Consider the following 15,913-nt stretch of genomic DNA (forward strand, 5'->3'; position numbering starts at 1 on the left):
TGGCGCGCAGGCTTTGAGCAGTCCGTCACACATCGGCTATCGTCGTCGTCCATGTCGACTGCCGAAGAATCTTCTACGCCCGTCCAACGCCCCGCGCTGGACGTGGCCGTCATCATGCGGCGCGAACGCGTGCAGGGGCCGTCCGCCCACTGGCAACCCTGGCGCTGGATCCTCGACAGCGTGGTGCCCGACGAGCCCGCCTTCGGCACCGCACCGCGCCTGCTGCACGAACACGACGGCGCGCAGCGCTGGCTGCACCCCGGCTTCAAGGCCGAACTCTTCCGCGACGACGCCGAGGGCTACCACCTCAACGTCACGACGCCGGCCCCGTGCTGGTTCGTGCTGTGGCGCATGGAAGAAGAGCCGCACCTGGCCGATGAACCGATCCCCGTGCCGGTGGTGGTGAGCCTGAGCTACAACGAAGCCGGCCGCTGGCTCGATGCGCAGGAGACGGTCGAGCAGGTGCCGGCACCGCCCGAAGTCGTCGAGTGGGTGCGTGCCTTCGCGGCCGAGCACTACGTGATCGAGCCCAAGCGTCGCAAGCGCCCCGAGAGCTTCCGCCCGCTGACCGACCGCTTCGGCAACGCGGCCAGCGTGTCCACCGAGAAGAAGCGCGGGCGCGGTGCCGGCGATGTCTGAGGGCTTCTTCGACCGCTGGTCGCGGCGCAAGCAGCAGGCGCGCGCAGAGGAGGCCCCGGTGGTCGCCCCGGCCGAGGTGCCGCCCGATGCGGTGCCACCCGCGCACCCTGTGTCGACAGACGCACCGCTGGCCGTCGCGCCGCCCGCCGAACCCGGTGAACCGGACGCGCCGCCGCCGCCCACGCTGGCCGACACCACGGCTCTCACCATCGACTCGGACTTCAAGCCCTTCATGGCGAAGGGCGTGGCGCCCGAGGTCAAGAACGCCGCCTTCAAGAAGCTTTTCGCCGATCCGCACTTCAACGTGATGGACCGGATGGACATCTACATCGACGACTACTCGATCCCGTCGCCGCTGCCCGAGAGCGTGCTGCGCCAGATGGCGAGCGCGAAGTTTTTGAATCTGTTCGAGGAGGAGCCCGAAGCCGCCGACGCTGCTGAAACGCAGGAAGCAGCGGCGTCGCCAATGCCCGGAGAAACCCCGCAGGGCGATGCCGCACCGGCCGTGGCACAGTCCGAGCCTTCCGGGATTCCCCCCAGCCCGCAGGTTGCCGATGCGCAACCTGCCAGCCAAAAGACCGATGACCCAAACGCTGATCTGCGATTGCAACCAGACGATGCCGCTCGCGCCGAAGACGCTCGGCACCGCACTGGCTGAAACGCTGCCCCTTCATTCCGCGCTGTGCCGCCGTGAGGCGAGCGCCTTCCAGCGCGCGATCCAATCGGGCGACGACGTGATCGTCGCGTGCACGCAGGAACGCCGCCTCTTCGGCGAGCTGGCCGAGCAGACGCCCGACGCCACGTCGCCGATCCACTTCGTCAACATCCGCGAAACCGGCGGCTGGAGCCGCGATGCGAAGCAGGCGATGCCGAAGATCGCCGCGCTGCTGGCGGCCGCCGCGCTGCCCGAACCCGACCCGGTCGCAACCGTGAGCTACGCCAGCCAGGGCCGGCTGCTGATCGTCGGCCCGCTCGACCAGGCCGAGCAGGCCGCCGCGCTGGTGGCCGACACGCTGGACGTCACCATCCTCTCGCAAGGCCCCGGCGTGGCCGGCGGCATGCAGGAGCGCCGCTGGCCGGTCGTCGCCGGCCGGGTCGATGCCTTCACCGGCTGGCTCGGCGCGTTCAAGCTGCAATGGACGCGCAGCAATGCGATCGACCTCGACCTGTGCACCCGCTGCAATGCGTGCGTCACCGCCTGTCCCGAACAGGCCATCGGGCTCGACTACCAGATCAACGAGTCGAAGTGCACATCGCACCGCGACTGCGAGCGGGCCTGCACGGTGGCCGGTGCCATCCGCTTCGGCCGCGCGCCGGAGACGCTCGACGCCGCGTTCGACCTGGTGCTCGACCTCGGCGCCGCGCCGCTGGTCGACTGGCACGCGCCGCCGCAGGGCTACTTCCGCCTGCCGGGCGGGCTCGGCACGGCCGAGGCGCTGCAGACGCTGCTGCGCCTGCGCGAGATGGTGGGCGAGTTCGAGAAGCCGAAGTTCTTCGACTACAAGCAGAAGCTCTGCGCCCACAGCCGCAACGAACAGATCGGCTGCAACGCCTGCGTCGAGGTCTGCTCCGCGCATGCGATTTCGAGCGACAAGGAACGCCAGCGCATCGTCGTCAACCCCAACCTGTGCGTGGGCTGCGGCGCCTGCACCACGGTCTGCCCGACGGGTGCGCTGGGCTACACCTACCCGCGCGCGCCCGACCAGGGCCTCAAGCTGCGCACCTTGCTCGCGACCTACGCCAAGGCCGGCGGGCGCGAGCCGGCGCTGCTGCTGCACAGCCAGGAGGCCGGCCAGGCGCTGGTCGAGCAACTCGGTCGACAGGCGCAGCTCGGCCGCGCGAACGGCGTGCCGGCCCGGGTGATCCCGGTCGCGCTGTGGCATGCCGCCAGCACCGGCATCGACCTGTGGTTGAGCGCGCTCGCCTTCGGCGCGACGCAGGTCGCGGTGCTGTCGACCGGCGAGGAAGCGCCCGACTACCTGGCTGCGCTGAAGCAGCAGATGGACATAGCTGAAGCGTTGCTGCGCGGGTTGGGCTACGCCGGCACGCATTTCCAGTTGATCGAGGCGCGCACCCCAGCTGCGCTCGATGCCGCGCTGGCCGCGCTCGGCCAGACGCGGCAGCAGGTGCCGGCGCAGGCGGCCCGCTTTGCCGTGGGTGCCGACAAGCGCAGCACGCTCGAGATGACGCTCGACCATCTGATGGACGCGGCGCCCGCGCTGCAGGCACGCGGTGAGGTGGCACCGCTCGCCATCCCGCTGCCCACCGGCTCCCCCTTCGGTGCGATCACCGTCGACAAGGCCACCTGCACCCTGTGCCTGGCCTGCGTCAGCGCCTGCCCGGCCAGCGCGCTGCAGGACAACCAGAACGCGCCGCAGCTGCGCTTCATCGAGAAGAACTGCGTGCAGTGCGGCCTGTGCGAAAGCACCTGCCCGGAGAACGCGATCCAGCTCGTGCCGCGCCTGCTCGCCGCCCCCGAGCGCCGACAGCCCGTGGTGCTGAACGAGGCCCAGCCGTGGGCCTGCATCCGCTGCAGCAAGCCCTTCGGTACCGTCAAGGCCATCGAGGCGATGCTGGGCAAGCTCTCTGGCCACGCGATGTTCCAGGGCGAGGCGCTGGAACGCCTGAAGATGTGCAGCGACTGCCGGGTCATCGACCTCTACAGCGCATCGAACGAACAGAAGATCACCCCGCTATGAGCGACGCCACGCCCCCTGTTTCTTCCGCCCTCGACGAGGAGATCGCGCGCGCCGAGCTCTACGGCCTGCTCGCACGGCTCTGGTACGCCGCGCCCGACGCGGCGCTGCTCGACGCGCTGCAGGTCGCCGTCACCGAGGCGCCGGCGTCCGGCGCCTTCCTCGAAGAACCGTGGCGCGCGCTGGTCGGCGTGGCGCGCGGCATGGACGCCGCGGCGGCGCACGCCGAGTACGACGCGCTTTTCGGCGGCATGGGCAAGCCCGAGGTGTACCTCTTCGGTTCTCACTACCTCAGCGGCTTTCTCAACGACAAGCCGGTGGCGCAATTGCGCAACGACCTCGACGCACTGGGTTTGGTGCGAGAGGAGGGCATCTACGAAACCGAGGACCACGTCGCCTGCCTGTTCGAGGTGATGCGCTACCTGATCGCCGGCGACGATGTCGCGGTGGCGAACCTGACCCGGCAGCGTGCGTTTTTCGCCACGCATGTGCAGCCGTGGCTGCCGGCGCTGTGCGACGCGGTGGCGCAGCATCCGAAGGCGCGTCTCTACGCGGCCCTTGCCGGTTTCACGGGGGCATTCGTCGAGGTCGAGGCCCAGGGTTTCGAGATGCTCGACGCCTGAAATGACGCACTGGTGTGCTGGGGCTTCAGGGTCTCGACTAGTATCCAGACGTATGTAATTGAGTTCATATCTGGTTCTCGCCAGCCACTCCTGGAGTTTTCATGCAGGACAGCCAATCGAAGCAGCCCAAGCCGGGCTCGCGCCGCACCTTTTTCGTGGGTGCCGCAACCGTCGGAGCGGTCGCCGCCGTGGTGACGGCCTTGCCGCACGTCGGTGCATCGCCGGTCGCCGCACAAGAGGCCACGCCGGCCCTGCCGCCCGCCCCCGACAACGGCGGCGGCTACTCGCTGAGCGAGCACGTCAAGCGCTACTACCGCACCGCCGCGGCCTGAGGAACGCACCACCATGTTGTTGACCAAGAAGTCCTCCGGTGCCACGCGTGCCGGCCACGCTGGCGCCGCTCCTGCGGGCGCGTCGCCCTTTATCCACAGCCTGCGCCGTGGCCTGTCGAATGCGCTGCCGACGATGGACCGCCGCGCCTTCCTGCGCCGCTCGGGCCTGGGCGTCGGCGTCGGCCTCGCCGCCACCCAGCTCACGCTGATCCGCAAGGCGAACGCCGCCGATGCGAGCCGCCCGACGGCCATCGGCAAGGGCAAGATCGAAGTCAAGCGCACCATCTGCTCGCACTGCTCGGTCGGTTGCGCGGCCGACGCCGTCGTCGAGAACGGCGTCTGGGTGCGTCAGGAAGCCGTGTTCGATTCGCCCATCAACCTCGGCGCGCATTGCGCCAAGGGCGCTGCACTGCGCGAGCACGGCCACGGCGAATACCGCCTGCGCTATCCGATGAAGCTGGTCAACGGCAAGTACGAGCGCATCAGCTGGGACACCGCACTCGACGAGATCACCGCCAAGATCAAGGACCTGCGCCAGGCCAGCGGCCCGGACTCGGTCTACTGGATCGGCTCGTCCAAGCACAGCAACGAGCAGGCCTACCTGCTGCGCAAGTTCGTCAGCTTCTTCGGCAGCAACAACTGCGACCACCAGGCGCGCATCTGCCACTCAACCACGGTCGCGGGCGTGGCGAACACATGGGGCTACGGCGCCATGACCAATTCGTACAACGACATGCGCAACGCCAAGGTGGCGCTGTACATCGGCTCGAACGCCGCCGAGGCGCACCCGGTGAGCATGCTGCACCTGCTGCACGCGAAGGAAAACGGCTGCAAGGTGATCGTGGTCGACCCGCGCTACACCCGCACCGCGGCCAAGTCCGACGAATACGTGCGCATCCGCTCGGGCTCGGACATCGCCTTCCTGTTCGGCGTGCTGCACCACATCTTCAAGAACGGCTGGGAAGACAAGAAGTACATCAACGACCGCGTCTTCGGCATGGACAAGGTCCGCGAAGAAGTGCTGGCCAAGTGGACGCCGGACAAGGTTGAAGAGGCCTGCGGCGTGAAGGAAGCACAGGTCCTGAAGGTCGCGACCTGGCTCAACGAGAACCGCCCCGGCACCATCGTGTGGTGCATGGGCCAGACCCAACACACCATCGGCAACGCGATCGTGCGCGCCTCTTGCATCCTGCAACTGGCCCTGGGCAACGTCGGCAAGAGCGGCGGCGGCACCAACATCTTCCGCGGCCACGACAACGTGCAGGGCGCGACCGACGTCGGTCCCAACCCAGATTCGCTGCCCGGCTACTACGGCCTGGTCGAAGGTTCGTGGAAGCACTTTGCCAAGGCGTGGGGTGTCGACTTCGAGTGGATCAAGAAGCAGTTCGCCTCGCCCGCGATGATGAGCAAGCCGGGTATCACGCTGTCGCGCTGGATCGACGGCGTGCTCGAGAAGAACGAGCTGATCGACCAGGACTCCAACCTGCGCGGCGTCTTCTACTGGGGCCACTCGCCCAACTCGCAGACCCGTGGTCTGGAGATGAAGCGCGCGATGGACAAGCTCGACCTGCTGGTGGTGGTCGACCCGTACCCGTCGGCGACGGCGGCCATGGCCGCGATGCCTGGGCGCCCGGAAGACCAGAACCCGAACCGCGCCGTCTACCTGCTGCCGGCCTGCACCCAGTTCGAGACCAGCGGTTCGTGCACCGCGTCGAACCGCTCGCTGCAATGGCGCGAGAAGGTGATCGAGCCGCTGTGGGAGAGCCGCAGCGACCACATGATCATGCAGCAGTTCGCCGACCGTCTGGGCTTCGGCAAGGAGCTGAGCAAGAACTACAAGATGCAGAAGGTCAACGGCATGGACGAGCCGGTGCCCGACGACATCCTGCGCGAGATGAACAAGTCGGTGTGGACCATCGGCTACACCGGCCAGAGCCCCGAGCGCCTGCAGGCCCACATGCGCAACATGGGCGCCTTCGATGTGCGAACGCTCAAGGCCAAGGGCTCGGTCAAGGACTCGGTCAACGGCTACGACATCGCGGGCGACTACTTCGGCTTGCCATGGCCCTGCTGGGGCACGCCCGAATTCAAGCACCCGGGCTCGCCCAACCTGTACGACACGTCGAAACACGTGATGGACGGCGGCGGCAACTTCCGCGCGAACTTCGGCGTGGAGCGCGACGGGCAGAACCTGCTGGCCGAAGACGGCTCCTATTCCGTGGGCGCCGACATCACGACCGGCTACCCCGAGCTTGACCACCTGCTGCTGAAGAAGCTCGGCTGGTGGGACGAGCTCAACGAGACCGAGAAGAAGGAAGCCGACGGCAAGAACTGGAAGACCGACAACTCCGGCGGCATGATCCGCGTGTTCATGAAGAACCACGGCTGCCACCCGTTCGGCAACGCCAAGGCGCGTGCCGTGGTCTGGAACTTCCCCGACCCGATCCCGCAGCACCGCGAGCCGCTCTACGGCAACCGGCCGGACCTGATGGTCAAGTACCCGACGCACGACGACAAGATGGCGTTCTGGCGGCTGCCCACGCTGTACAAGACCATCCAGCAGAAGAACATCGCCGACAAGGTCGCCGACAAGTTCCCGCTGGTGCTCACGTCGGGCCGACTGGTCGAGTACGAAGGTGGCGGTGAAGAGACGCGCTCGAACCCCTGGCTGGCCGAACTGCAGCAGGAGATGTTCATCGAGATCAACCCGCAGGTGGCGGCCTCCAAGGGCATCCAGAACGGCGGCCGTGCCTGGGTCCACACGCCGACCGGCGCCAAGCTCAATGTGCAGGCCCTGGTGACCGAGCGCGTCGGGCCCGACACCGTCTTCATGCCCTTCCACTTCTCCGGCCACTGGCAAGGCGTGGACATGCTGCCCTACTACCCGGCTGGCGCACACCCTGTGGTGCGCGGCGAGGCGATCAACACCGGCACCACGTACGGCTACGACAGCGTGACGATGATGCAAGAAACGAAAACGACGATCTGCAACGTCGAGAAAGCCTAAGGACTGGCCATGGCACGAATGAAATTTGTCTGCGACGCCGAGCGTTGCATCGAGTGCAACGGCTGCGTCACGGCCTGCAAGAACGAGAACGAGGTGCCGTGGGGCGTGAACCGCCGCCGCGTGGTCACGCTCAACGACGGGGTCCCGGGCGAGAAATCGATCTCGGTGGCCTGCATGCACTGCTCCGACGCGCCCTGCATGGCCGTCTGCCCGGTGCAGTGCTTCTACCGCACCGAAGAAGGCGTGGTGCTGCACGACAAGGATGTCTGCATCGGCTGCGGTTACTGCTCGTACGCGTGCCCCTTCGGCGCGCCGCAGTTCCCGACGCAGGGCACCTTCGGCGCCCGCGGCAAGATGGACAAGTGCACCTTCTGCGCCGGCGGCCCGGAAGCCAACGGCTCCGAAGCCGAGTTCGAGAAGTACGGCCGCAATCGCCTGGCCGAAGGCAAGCTGCCGGCTTGCGCCGAGATGTGCTCGACCAAGGCGCTGCTCGCCGGCGACGGCGACGTGGTGGCCGACATCTTCCGCACCCGCGTGCTGCATCGCGGCAAGGGCGCCGAAGTGTGGGGCTGGGGCACGGCCTACGGCTCGCAGCAGGCCGGCACGCCGACCAACGGGGTGAAGCAATGAAGCGCGTTGGCATCGCGGCGATCGCGCTGACCGGCTGCGCGCTGCTCGCGGCCTGCGGCGAGAAGCCACAGACCAACGCTCAGGGCGTCAAGTACGACGCCGTCCCCTGGAGCGGCACCGGCGAACAGGCCAACACCGGCACGGTCTTCACGGCGCCCGGCTGGAAGGTCGGCGACAAGACCGCCTGGGAACAGCAGATCAAGACCCGCATGCTGGGCCAGAACGAATACAACAAAGAGAACTGAGCGAGGCCACATGAGACATGTGCTGACGACAGCTTCCCTGGTTCTGGCGATGGCGCTCGGCGCGGGCGTGGCGGCGGCGCAGCCTGCCGGTGCTTCCGTGAGCGGTACCGTCACCGAGGCGCCCGCTGCCGCGCCTGCGGCGCCTGCCACTGCATCGCCGGCACCCGCAGCCGTGCCTGCCAGCGGCGGCATTCGCAGCCAGAACATCTTCGACGTGAAGCCCGAGGCCAGCGCCGACCCCAACTACCTCAACCAGACCAACGGCGAGCGCGCCAAGGTGCAGCCCGGTAATAACGCGCCGATGTGGCGCCAGGTGGGGCAGGGGACGACCGGCTACAGCAGCCTGCCCAAGAGCGAAGCGCCCGAGGCCGGCAACCTGATCCAGCCCTTCGTGCAGTACCCCGGTTCGCGCTACACCAACGCGGGCGAGGCCTGGCGGCAGGTGCGCAACAACTGGATCATTCCGTACGGCGCGGCGCTGCTCTTCGTCACGCTGCTGGCGCTGGCGATCTTCTATTTCACGCGCGGCACCATCGGGCTGCACGGCAAGGAAACCGGCCGCAAGATCGAACGCTTCACGCCCTTCGAGCGCGCGACGCACTGGTCGAACGCCATCGCCTTCGTCACGCTCGCCATCTCCGGCATCGTGATGGCCTTCGGCAGGTTCTTCCTGCTGCCGGTGCTCGGCGGCTCGATCTTCGGCTACCTGACCTACGCGCTGAAGACCATCCACAACTTCGTCGGCCCGCTGTTCGTGGTGACGACGATCTTCATGATCGTCACCTTCATCCGCAGCAACTGGCCGACCAAGGCGGACCTGAGCTGGCTGCGCCGCGCCGGCGGCCTGTTCGGTGGCCAGGAAGTGCCGTCGCACCGCTTCAACGCTGGCGAGAAGGCGGTGTTCTGGGGTGGCGTGCTGTTCCTCGGCACCTTCGTCATCGGCTCGGGCCTGTTCCTCGACAAGCTGCTGCCGGGCTTCGTCTACACGCGTGGCGAAATGCAGATCGCGCACATGATCCACGCCGTCGCCACCCTGTGCATGACCGCGATGATCATGGGCCACATCTACATCGGCACGCTGGGCATGTCGGGCGCCTACAAGGCCATGCGCACCGGCTACGTCGACGAGACCTGGGCCAAGGAGCACCACGAACTCTGGTACGACGACATCGTGGCCGGCAAGATCCCGGCGCAGCGCTCGGCCGAGGCCCGCACGACTCCGGCGCGCAACGTGCCGGCCGAAGGAACCCCCTCATGACTTTCTCGATGAACACGTTCGCGCCTGCCGTGCTGGCTCTGGCGCTCGCTGCGCCCTCGGCCTTTGCCAAGCTGCCGACGCCCAACCCGACCCCCGAAGCCAAGGCCAAGGCCGCCGAAACGGCCGCCAAGGCGGCCTGGGCTGCCAAGGTCGACACCCTCAAGCTGTGCCAGGCACAGGACCGCGTGGCGGCCAAGTACCGCGCCAGTGCCGCCGAGGCCGGCAAGCCGGTGCCGACGCCGGTCGGCACACCGTCGTGTGTCGACCCGGGCCCCTTCGCCTACGTGCCGGCGGTCGATCCGAAGCCGATCGAAGCCGCGGGTGCCCATTCGCCCGCGACCACGGCCACCGCGCCGCCCAACACCAACCAGAAGGCCTCGGAGGCCATCCCTACCGACAAGAAGTGAGGGCGCTGCGCAAGGCGCGCGCAGGGGCGGGGTGGATTGCCTAAACTGGCCGCCCACCGTCACCCGAAGGGCCTTCGCATGAGCATCCCCACCACCCGCCTCGGCCGCACCGGCCTCACCGTGTCGCGTCTGGCGCTCGGCACCATGACCTTCGGCCTGCAGACCGAAGAGTCGGTCTCGCACGCCATCCTCGACAAGGCCACCGACGGCGGCATCAACTTCCTCGACATCGCCGACGTGTACCCGCTCGGCGGCGGGCTCGACACGGCCGGGCGCACCGAGGAGATCGTCGGCCGCTGGCTGAAGGCCCAGGGCGCGAGCCGCCGCGGCGACTTCATCGTCGCCACCAAGGCGGTGGGCAAGATGGGCCCGAACGCCTGGGACCAGGGCGCTTCGCGCAAGCACCTGCTGAGCGCCATCGACGCGTCGCTCAAGCGGCTGCAGCTCGACCATGTCGACCTCTACCAGCTGCACAGCGACGACCGCGAGACGCCGCTCGACGAAGCCATCGAGGCGATGGACACCATCGTCAAGTCGGGCCGCGCACGCTACATCGGCGTGTCGAACTTCCTGGCCTACCGCCTGGCGCGCGCGCTGGGCCGCGCCGACTTTTTGCGGCTCACGCGCTTCGTGTCGGTGCAGCCGCGCTACAGCCTGCTGTTCCGCGAGATCGAGCGCGAGTTGCTGCCGCTGTGCGGTGAAGAGGGCCTGGGCGTGATTCCGTACAACCCGCTGGCCGGCGGCCTGCTGACCGGCAAGTACAAGCCGGGCGCCAAGCCCGAGGAGAACACCCGCTTCACGCTCGGCACCGCCGGCGCGATGTACCAGGATCGCTACTGGAACGACCGCAGCTTCGACACCGTGCAGCGCCTGCACGCGGTGGCCGACGAAGCCGGCGTGCCGCTGGCGACGCTGGCCGTCGCCTGGGTCATGGCCAACCCTTTGATCACCGCCCCGCTGCTGGGCGCCAGCCGGCCCGACCAACTCGACGCCACGCTGGCGGCGGCCGAGTACAAGCTCGACCCGGCGTTGAAGACCAAGCTCGACGAGCTCACCGCCGAGTTCCGCAAGGGCGACGCACCGCGCTGAGCGCGCGCTGCGCGACGCCGCTCCTCCCTCCGCAAGGCTCGAGCCGATCGAGCCCGCGAGGGGCCATCGTTGGGCCACGCTCTCGTGGCTGATTCAATCTGGCAAGAGGCATGAGGCTATAGGTCGCACAACGGGCATGGCGGCGCGCCGTTGCCTACACTCTTTCCATGACCACCGCCCTCGTTTGCACCCACGCTGCCTTGGCCGCACTGCTTCGCGCAGCGACCTATGCGCGCGCGGCCGCAAAGATGCGGCGTCGTCAGCTGACGCCCGCACATTCCTAAGCCCGGCGGTCGCTCTCTCACCCTTCAGCGCAACCATCCACCGCCGGGCACAAGCCTCGCGCGTCAGCGGACGTCCGACCTAGCGGCGTTCGCATCGATGGGGTGCTGCCATGCATGCAGTTGTTCGCGACGAGCCAACGCTCGCGGAGCCTGATCACGCCCCTCTCGGCAAGCTGGCAGTGCACCCGTACGAAGCAGGATTTCTCATGACCCCTCGTTCCATTCTTGCCGTGACCGACTTCTCGATCCACGGAGACATGGCGCTGGACCGTGCGGCGCTGTTGAGCGCCGAACACGGTGCCGTGCTCACGCTGGTCTGTCTGGCCTACCCGGGAGACGCGCCACCGGCGGACGCGGCGACTCGGCTCGCCCACCATGCGCTGCAGCTTTCGCAGATCCACCGCATCAATGCCCGTGCCGCGAGCCGCTTGGCCCATGCGGTCGAGGACCTCCTGCCGGAGGTGAACGCCGCCGACCTGGTCGTGTGGGGCACCGCACCGGTGAGGAGCCTCGGTTCGTTCTTCCTCGGCCAACCGGTGGAAGCGCTGATGCGCAGCGCGCGGCGGCCTGTTCTTGTTGCGCGCCGCAACGCCAGGCATTCGTACCGCAGCCTGCTGGTCGCTGTCGACTTCTCCGAGGCCTCACGTGCCCTCGTAGACGTGGGCTTCTCGTTGAGCAAGACGGCGTCGGTCGAGCTGTTCCATGCGGTCAGCACCGCCAACGAAGGAAAGCTCCGGTACGCCGAAGTCTCGGATCGCGCCATCAAGGCCTACCGTGACCAATGCAGGCGCTACGCGCAGGACCGGATGTTCTGGCTCACCGACTCCTACGATGCGAGGCGCAACCGGGTGCAGTCGGCCATCGCGCACGGCGACCCCGCCAGGCAGACGCTGGTGCAGCAGCAGCGCAACGGCACGGAGCTCATCGTCGTGGGCAAGCACCCCGCCTCGACCTTTTCGGACCTGCTGTTCGGGAGCGTGGCCGCCCGCATCCTGGACTTCTCGGCCACGGACGACCTGCGTGCCGACGTGCTGATCATTCCGCATGACTGGCAACCTGCGTCGAGCACATCCGCGGCCCGTCGGCTGCAGACCGAGCGCGCACCGGTGTCGGCGCGCAGCACGTTGGAATGGCACGCGCGCTGACCGCGGCCTCTGTCGTGCGGTGCCTGGCGGCAGCCGTCAACCCTGCGCCTGCAAGGCCCGAATCGCCTGCGCCACCGCATCGATCCCTTCGGCCGTCAGGTCCGCCGCCGCCACGCGGTCACGCTCCAGCCAGGCCGCGAAGTGGCGCGCCTGCGAGCGCTCGTAGTGTGGGTCGTAGTGCAGCGCCATCAGCTCGGCGAACAGCGGCGGCAGGTCGCCGGCCTCGGCCCAGGCCTGCCAGCGCTGCACGGTTTCCTTCCCCTGCATTTCCTTGAGCCGGCCCAGCGTTTCGGCCAGCGCGTGGCGGTCGTCGGCGAGGTAGGCGTAGTCGCGCAGCAGGAAGGCAAGCCGCGCTTCGGGCGTCGCCTCGACCTCGATGCAGTGCGCCGCGCGCATGCGCGTCACCAGCGGCACCGGCAGCGCGATGCGGCCGATGCGCGCGCTCTCGCCTTCGATGTACAGCGGGCGTGAGAGATCCAGGCCTTCGAGTGCGGTCGCGATGAGCGTCTCGAAGCCCTTCTGCGACGGCTGCGGCACGCCGGGCAGGGCGCCCAGCAGCGAGCCCTTGTGGCTGGCGAAATGCTCCAGGTCGAGCACCTGTTCGCCGCGCGCCGCCAGGGCTTCGAGCACGCGCGTCTTGGCGCTGCCCGTGGCGCCGCAGATCACCTTCAGCTGCAGCCGCGGCACCACCGTCTCGATGATCTCCAGCACGTGATGGCGGAAGGCCTTGTAGCCGCTCGCGAGCTGGCGCGCGTCCCAGCCGACCAGGCGCATCCAGTTGACCATCGAGCCGCTGCGCAGGCCGCCGCGCCAGCAATAGACCATCGGCCGCCAGTCGGCCGGCTTGTCGGCCCACTGTTCGCGCAGGTGGCGCGCGAGGTTGGCCGCGACCATCGCACCGCCCACGCGGCGGGCCTCGAAGGCGCCGGTCTGTTTGTAGATGGTGCCGACGATGCGGCGCTCCTCGTCGTCGAGCACCGGGCAGTTGACGGCGCCCGGGATGTGGTCGAGCGCGAACTCGGCCGGCGAGCGCGCGTCGATGATCGTGTCGAAGTCGTGCCGGTCGGTGACGCGGGTCGGCTGGCGGCGATGGTTGTTGTTGTCTTCAGGCATAGGCAGGCCCCAGTGTGCGCCGCAACCGGCCGCTGGCGACGTCGACCAGCGCGACCAGTGCGAACATGGCGATCAGCACCGTCATGGCCTGCGGCTGCTGAAAGATCGACAGGTGAAAGTACAGCAGCTGGCCCAGCCCGCCGCCACCGACGAAGCCCAGCACTGCGGCCATGCGGATGTTCATTTCCCAACGGTAGAGCGTGTAGGCCAGCCACTGCGGCAGCACCAGCGGCAGGCTGCCGTAGGCAAAGGCCGCGACCGCGCCGGAACCGCTGTGCCGCAGCGCCTGCTCGGGCTCACGCGGCGCGTTCTCCAGGCTTTCGACGAACAGCCGGCCCAGCACGCCCGTGGTGTGCAGCGCCAAGGCCAGCGCACCCGCGAAGGGGCCGATGCCCGCGGCCAGCACCATCAGCGCGGCCCAGACCAGCTCGGGCACGCTGCGCAGCAGGTTCAGCACGAAGCGCGACGCCTGCCGCGCCACGGCACCGCCACGGCCCGACGCGGGCAGCGCCAGCACCGCGCCGGCCGCTGCGGCCAGCAGCGAGCCGAGCGCGGAGACGGCCAGCGTCTGCAGCGCGCCCCACGCGGTCTTGGTGACGAAGCCGGCCGACAGGTCGGGCGGGAAGAACTCCGCGACGAAGGTGCCCATGAAGCCCAGCGACTCGCGCGTGAACAGCGCACGGTAGTCGATGGCGAGGTAGGCGAAGCTCGCGAACACGGCCGCCAGCACGCCGCCGAGCACGGCCCAGCAGCGCAGGCAGGGCGGCGGTGCGGCGGGCAACGCGCGGACCGTGCTCATGCCAGCAGCCTCCGCAGCGCATTGCTCAGCGCATCCGCCAGCAGCACCAGCGCCAGGAACACCAGCAGGATGCTGCTCGCCTCGCCGCCGTTGAGCATCTTCATCGACTGGTCCATCAACTGGCCCAGCCCGCCGGCGCCGACGAAGCCCATCACCACCGAGGCGCGCACCGCGCATTCCCAGCGGTACACGGTGTACGAGACGAGCTCCTGCGCACAGTTGGGCAGCAGCCCGTAGCAGAGCGCGGCGAGCCGGCTGCTGCCCGCCTCGATCAGAGCGCGCGAAGGGCGGGTGTCGGTCGACTCCAGCACCTCGGCGTACACCTTGCCCAGCATGCCGCCGTAGGTGATGGCCAGCGCCAGCACGCCCGCAGCCGGGCCGAGGCCCAGCGCCCGCACGAAGATCAGCGCCCACACGATCTCGGGGATGGCGCGCAGCACCATCAACACGCCGCGCCCCGCCTGCCGCACCACGCCCGCCCGCACGCGGCCCGGCCCCGGGCCGATGCGCGACACGGACAGCGCGCGTGTGGTGATGAAGGCCAGCGGCGCGCCGATGACGAAGGCCAGCGCCGTGCCGGCCGTGGCCATGGCCAGCGTCTCGAGCGTGGCCTTGAGCAGCATCGCGAGGAATTCGGGTGCGGTTTCGGGCGGCAGAAAGGCGCCGAGAAAGCCGCCGATGACCTGCAGGTTGCCCGATGCGAACAGCGCGGCCGGGTTGAACTCGGCCAGCTTCAGCATTGGCCAGGAGATGACCAGCGCCGCCAGAAACCCGACGAGGCGGCGCCGCGCGGCCGGGTCGTGCAACGGGGCGGTCGTGGCGGTCACAGGCAGTCCGGCCGCGGCACCACCGCCGCGGCGGCGCGCACGGGCAAGGCATCCGCCACGCCCTGCATCGGCAGCGCGCCTTCGCTCGCGTACAGCGCGGTCAGCATCTGCGGCGTGACGTCGCCCACGGGCGCGTCGAACATCACCTGCCCGTCGCGCATGCCGACGATGCGCGGAAACCACCGCAGCGCCAAATCGACCGCATGCAGCGAGGCCACCAGCGTCGCGCCGGTCGATTCGCTCTGCGCCACCAACTGCTGCAGCGTGGCGTCGGCCAGCGTCGGGTCGAGCGCCGACACCGGCTCGTCGGCCAGCAGCAGACGCGGCCGCTGGTACAGCGCGCGCGCAATGCCCACGCGCTGCAGCTGCCCGCCCGAGAGGCGGTCGCAGCGGTCGAACAGGCGGTCTTCCATCGCGACGCGCGACAGCGCCTCGTGCGCGCCCGCGATGTCCGACGGATGCAGCAGCGACGACAGCGCCCGCAGCGCCGACCATTCGCCCAGCCGCCCCGAGAGCACGGCCGTCACCACGCGCAGACGCGGCGCGATCGGCGGGGTCTGGTGCACCGTGCCGATCTGCGCGCGCAGCCTGCGAAGCGCAGGGCCGGCGAGCTGCCACGGCGCCACGTCGAGCAGCGTGGCCGTGCCCTCGCTCGGCCGCAGCGCGGCGCCGAGCACGCGCAGCAGCGTCGTTTTGCCCGCGCCCGACGGCCCGATGACCGCGAGCCGTTCGCCCACGCGCGCTGCCAGCGTCACGCCCTGCAGCGCACGGTGCCCGTTGGGGTGCACCAGGCCGACGGCGGCCAGCGAGAAACTCATC

At 69.0% G+C, this 15,913-nt stretch carries 16 protein-coding genes; 12 read left to right on the plus strand and 4 right to left on the minus strand.

The genetic code is table 11. The annotated features are described in order from the left end of the window. Window positions 1-51: 51 nt before the first annotated feature. The 12 genes from ACSFA0_RS16065 (at window position 52) to ACSFA0_RS16120 (ending at window position 12,355) form a co-directional block, all read left to right on the plus strand. Complete coding sequence (locus ACSFA0_RS16065; RefSeq protein ID WP_435451268.1) at window positions 52-639, plus strand: DUF3305 domain-containing protein; 588 nt, start codon at window positions 52-54, stop codon at window positions 637-639. Next, window positions 632-1,297, plus strand: a complete 666-nt coding sequence (locus ACSFA0_RS16070) for a DUF3306 domain-containing protein (protein ID WP_435451269.1) — start codon at window positions 632-634, stop codon at window positions 1,295-1,297. The genes ACSFA0_RS16065 and ACSFA0_RS16070 overlap by 8 nt, the downstream gene beginning before the upstream one ends. After that, the gene (locus tag ACSFA0_RS16075) at window positions 1,221-3,338 is read left to right on the plus strand and encodes a 4Fe-4S dicluster domain-containing protein (RefSeq protein WP_435451270.1); all 2,118 of its coding nucleotides are present in this window, start codon (window positions 1,221-1,223) and stop codon (window positions 3,336-3,338) included. Before ACSFA0_RS16070 ends, ACSFA0_RS16075 begins: the two co-directional genes overlap by 77 nt. Then, window positions 3,335-3,958 (plus strand): TorD/DmsD family molecular chaperone, encoded by a 624-nt coding sequence (locus ACSFA0_RS16080; protein ID WP_435451271.1) that lies wholly within the window; start codon window positions 3,335-3,337, stop codon window positions 3,956-3,958. The genes ACSFA0_RS16075 and ACSFA0_RS16080 overlap by 4 nt, the downstream gene beginning before the upstream one ends. 101 nt (window positions 3,959-4,059) lie before the next feature. Next, window positions 4,060-4,290 carry a formate dehydrogenase gene (locus ACSFA0_RS16085; RefSeq protein WP_435451272.1) on the plus strand — a complete coding sequence of 77 codons (231 nt, stop codon included), beginning with the start codon at window positions 4,060-4,062 and terminating at the stop codon, window positions 4,288-4,290. Window positions 4,291-4,303: 13 nt separating this feature from the next. Continuing rightward, entirely contained in the window at window positions 4,304-7,297 is a 2,994-nt protein-coding gene (locus ACSFA0_RS16090) for a formate dehydrogenase subunit alpha (protein ID WP_435451273.1), read from the plus strand. Between the two features lie 9 nt (window positions 7,298-7,306). After that, complete coding sequence (fdh3B, locus tag ACSFA0_RS16095) at window positions 7,307-7,927, plus strand: formate dehydrogenase FDH3 subunit beta (RefSeq protein WP_262075124.1); 621 nt, start codon at window positions 7,307-7,309, stop codon at window positions 7,925-7,927. Continuing rightward, on the plus strand, window positions 7,924-8,172 hold the full coding sequence (locus ACSFA0_RS16100) for a hypothetical protein (RefSeq protein ID WP_435451274.1): 249 nt from the start codon (window positions 7,924-7,926) through the stop codon (window positions 8,170-8,172). The genes fdh3B and ACSFA0_RS16100 overlap by 4 nt, the downstream gene beginning before the upstream one ends. 10 nt (window positions 8,173-8,182) lie before the next feature. Further along, entirely contained in the window at window positions 8,183-9,430 is a 1,248-nt protein-coding gene (locus ACSFA0_RS16105) for a formate dehydrogenase subunit gamma (protein ID WP_435451275.1), read from the plus strand. Next, window positions 9,427-9,837 carry a hypothetical protein gene (locus ACSFA0_RS16110; RefSeq protein ID WP_435451276.1) on the plus strand — a complete coding sequence of 137 codons (411 nt, stop codon included), beginning with the start codon at window positions 9,427-9,429 and terminating at the stop codon, window positions 9,835-9,837. The genes ACSFA0_RS16105 and ACSFA0_RS16110 overlap by 4 nt, the downstream gene beginning before the upstream one ends. Window positions 9,838-9,915: 78 nt before the next feature. Beyond that, window positions 9,916-10,926: an aldo/keto reductase gene (locus ACSFA0_RS16115; protein ID WP_435451277.1), complete on the plus strand. Its 1,011-nt coding sequence runs from the start codon at window positions 9,916-9,918 to the stop codon at window positions 10,924-10,926. A gap of 490 nt (window positions 10,927-11,416) precedes the next feature. Next, on the plus strand, window positions 11,417-12,355 hold the full coding sequence (locus ACSFA0_RS16120; protein ID WP_435451278.1) for a universal stress protein: 939 nt from the start codon (window positions 11,417-11,419) through the stop codon (window positions 12,353-12,355). Between the two features lie 36 nt (window positions 12,356-12,391). On the opposite strand, the gene mnmH is transcribed toward ACSFA0_RS16120, so the two are convergent. Genes mnmH through ACSFA0_RS16140 form a run of 4 tightly spaced genes read right to left on the minus strand, consistent with a single transcriptional unit; the run spans window position 12,392 to window position 15,912 of the window. Beyond that, the gene (gene mnmH / locus ACSFA0_RS16125; RefSeq protein ID WP_435451279.1) at window positions 12,392-13,468 is read right to left on the minus strand and encodes a tRNA 2-selenouridine(34) synthase MnmH; all 1,077 of its coding nucleotides are present in this window, start codon (window positions 13,466-13,468) and stop codon (window positions 12,392-12,394) included. Further along, window positions 13,461-14,267 (minus strand): phosphonate ABC transporter, permease protein PhnE, encoded by an 807-nt coding sequence (gene phnE / locus ACSFA0_RS16130; protein ID WP_435451280.1) that lies wholly within the window; start codon window positions 14,265-14,267, stop codon window positions 13,461-13,463. Before phnE ends, mnmH begins: the two co-directional genes overlap by 8 nt. Continuing rightward, window positions 14,264-15,094 (minus strand): PhnE/PtxC family ABC transporter permease, encoded by an 831-nt coding sequence (locus ACSFA0_RS16135; protein WP_435451281.1) that lies wholly within the window; start codon window positions 15,092-15,094, stop codon window positions 14,264-14,266. The genes phnE and ACSFA0_RS16135 overlap by 4 nt, the downstream gene beginning before the upstream one ends. Further along, a complete protein-coding gene (locus tag ACSFA0_RS16140) occupies window positions 15,091-15,912 on the minus strand; it encodes a phosphonate ABC transporter ATP-binding protein (protein WP_435451282.1) in 822 nt (273 codons plus the stop codon). The genes ACSFA0_RS16135 and ACSFA0_RS16140 overlap by 4 nt, the downstream gene beginning before the upstream one ends. Window position 15,913: the final 1 nt, after the last annotated feature.

The organism is Variovorax restrictus (genome assembly GCF_051216715.1).
In the GTDB taxonomy this organism is placed as follows: Bacteria; Pseudomonadota; Gammaproteobacteria; order Burkholderiales; family Burkholderiaceae_C; genus Variovorax.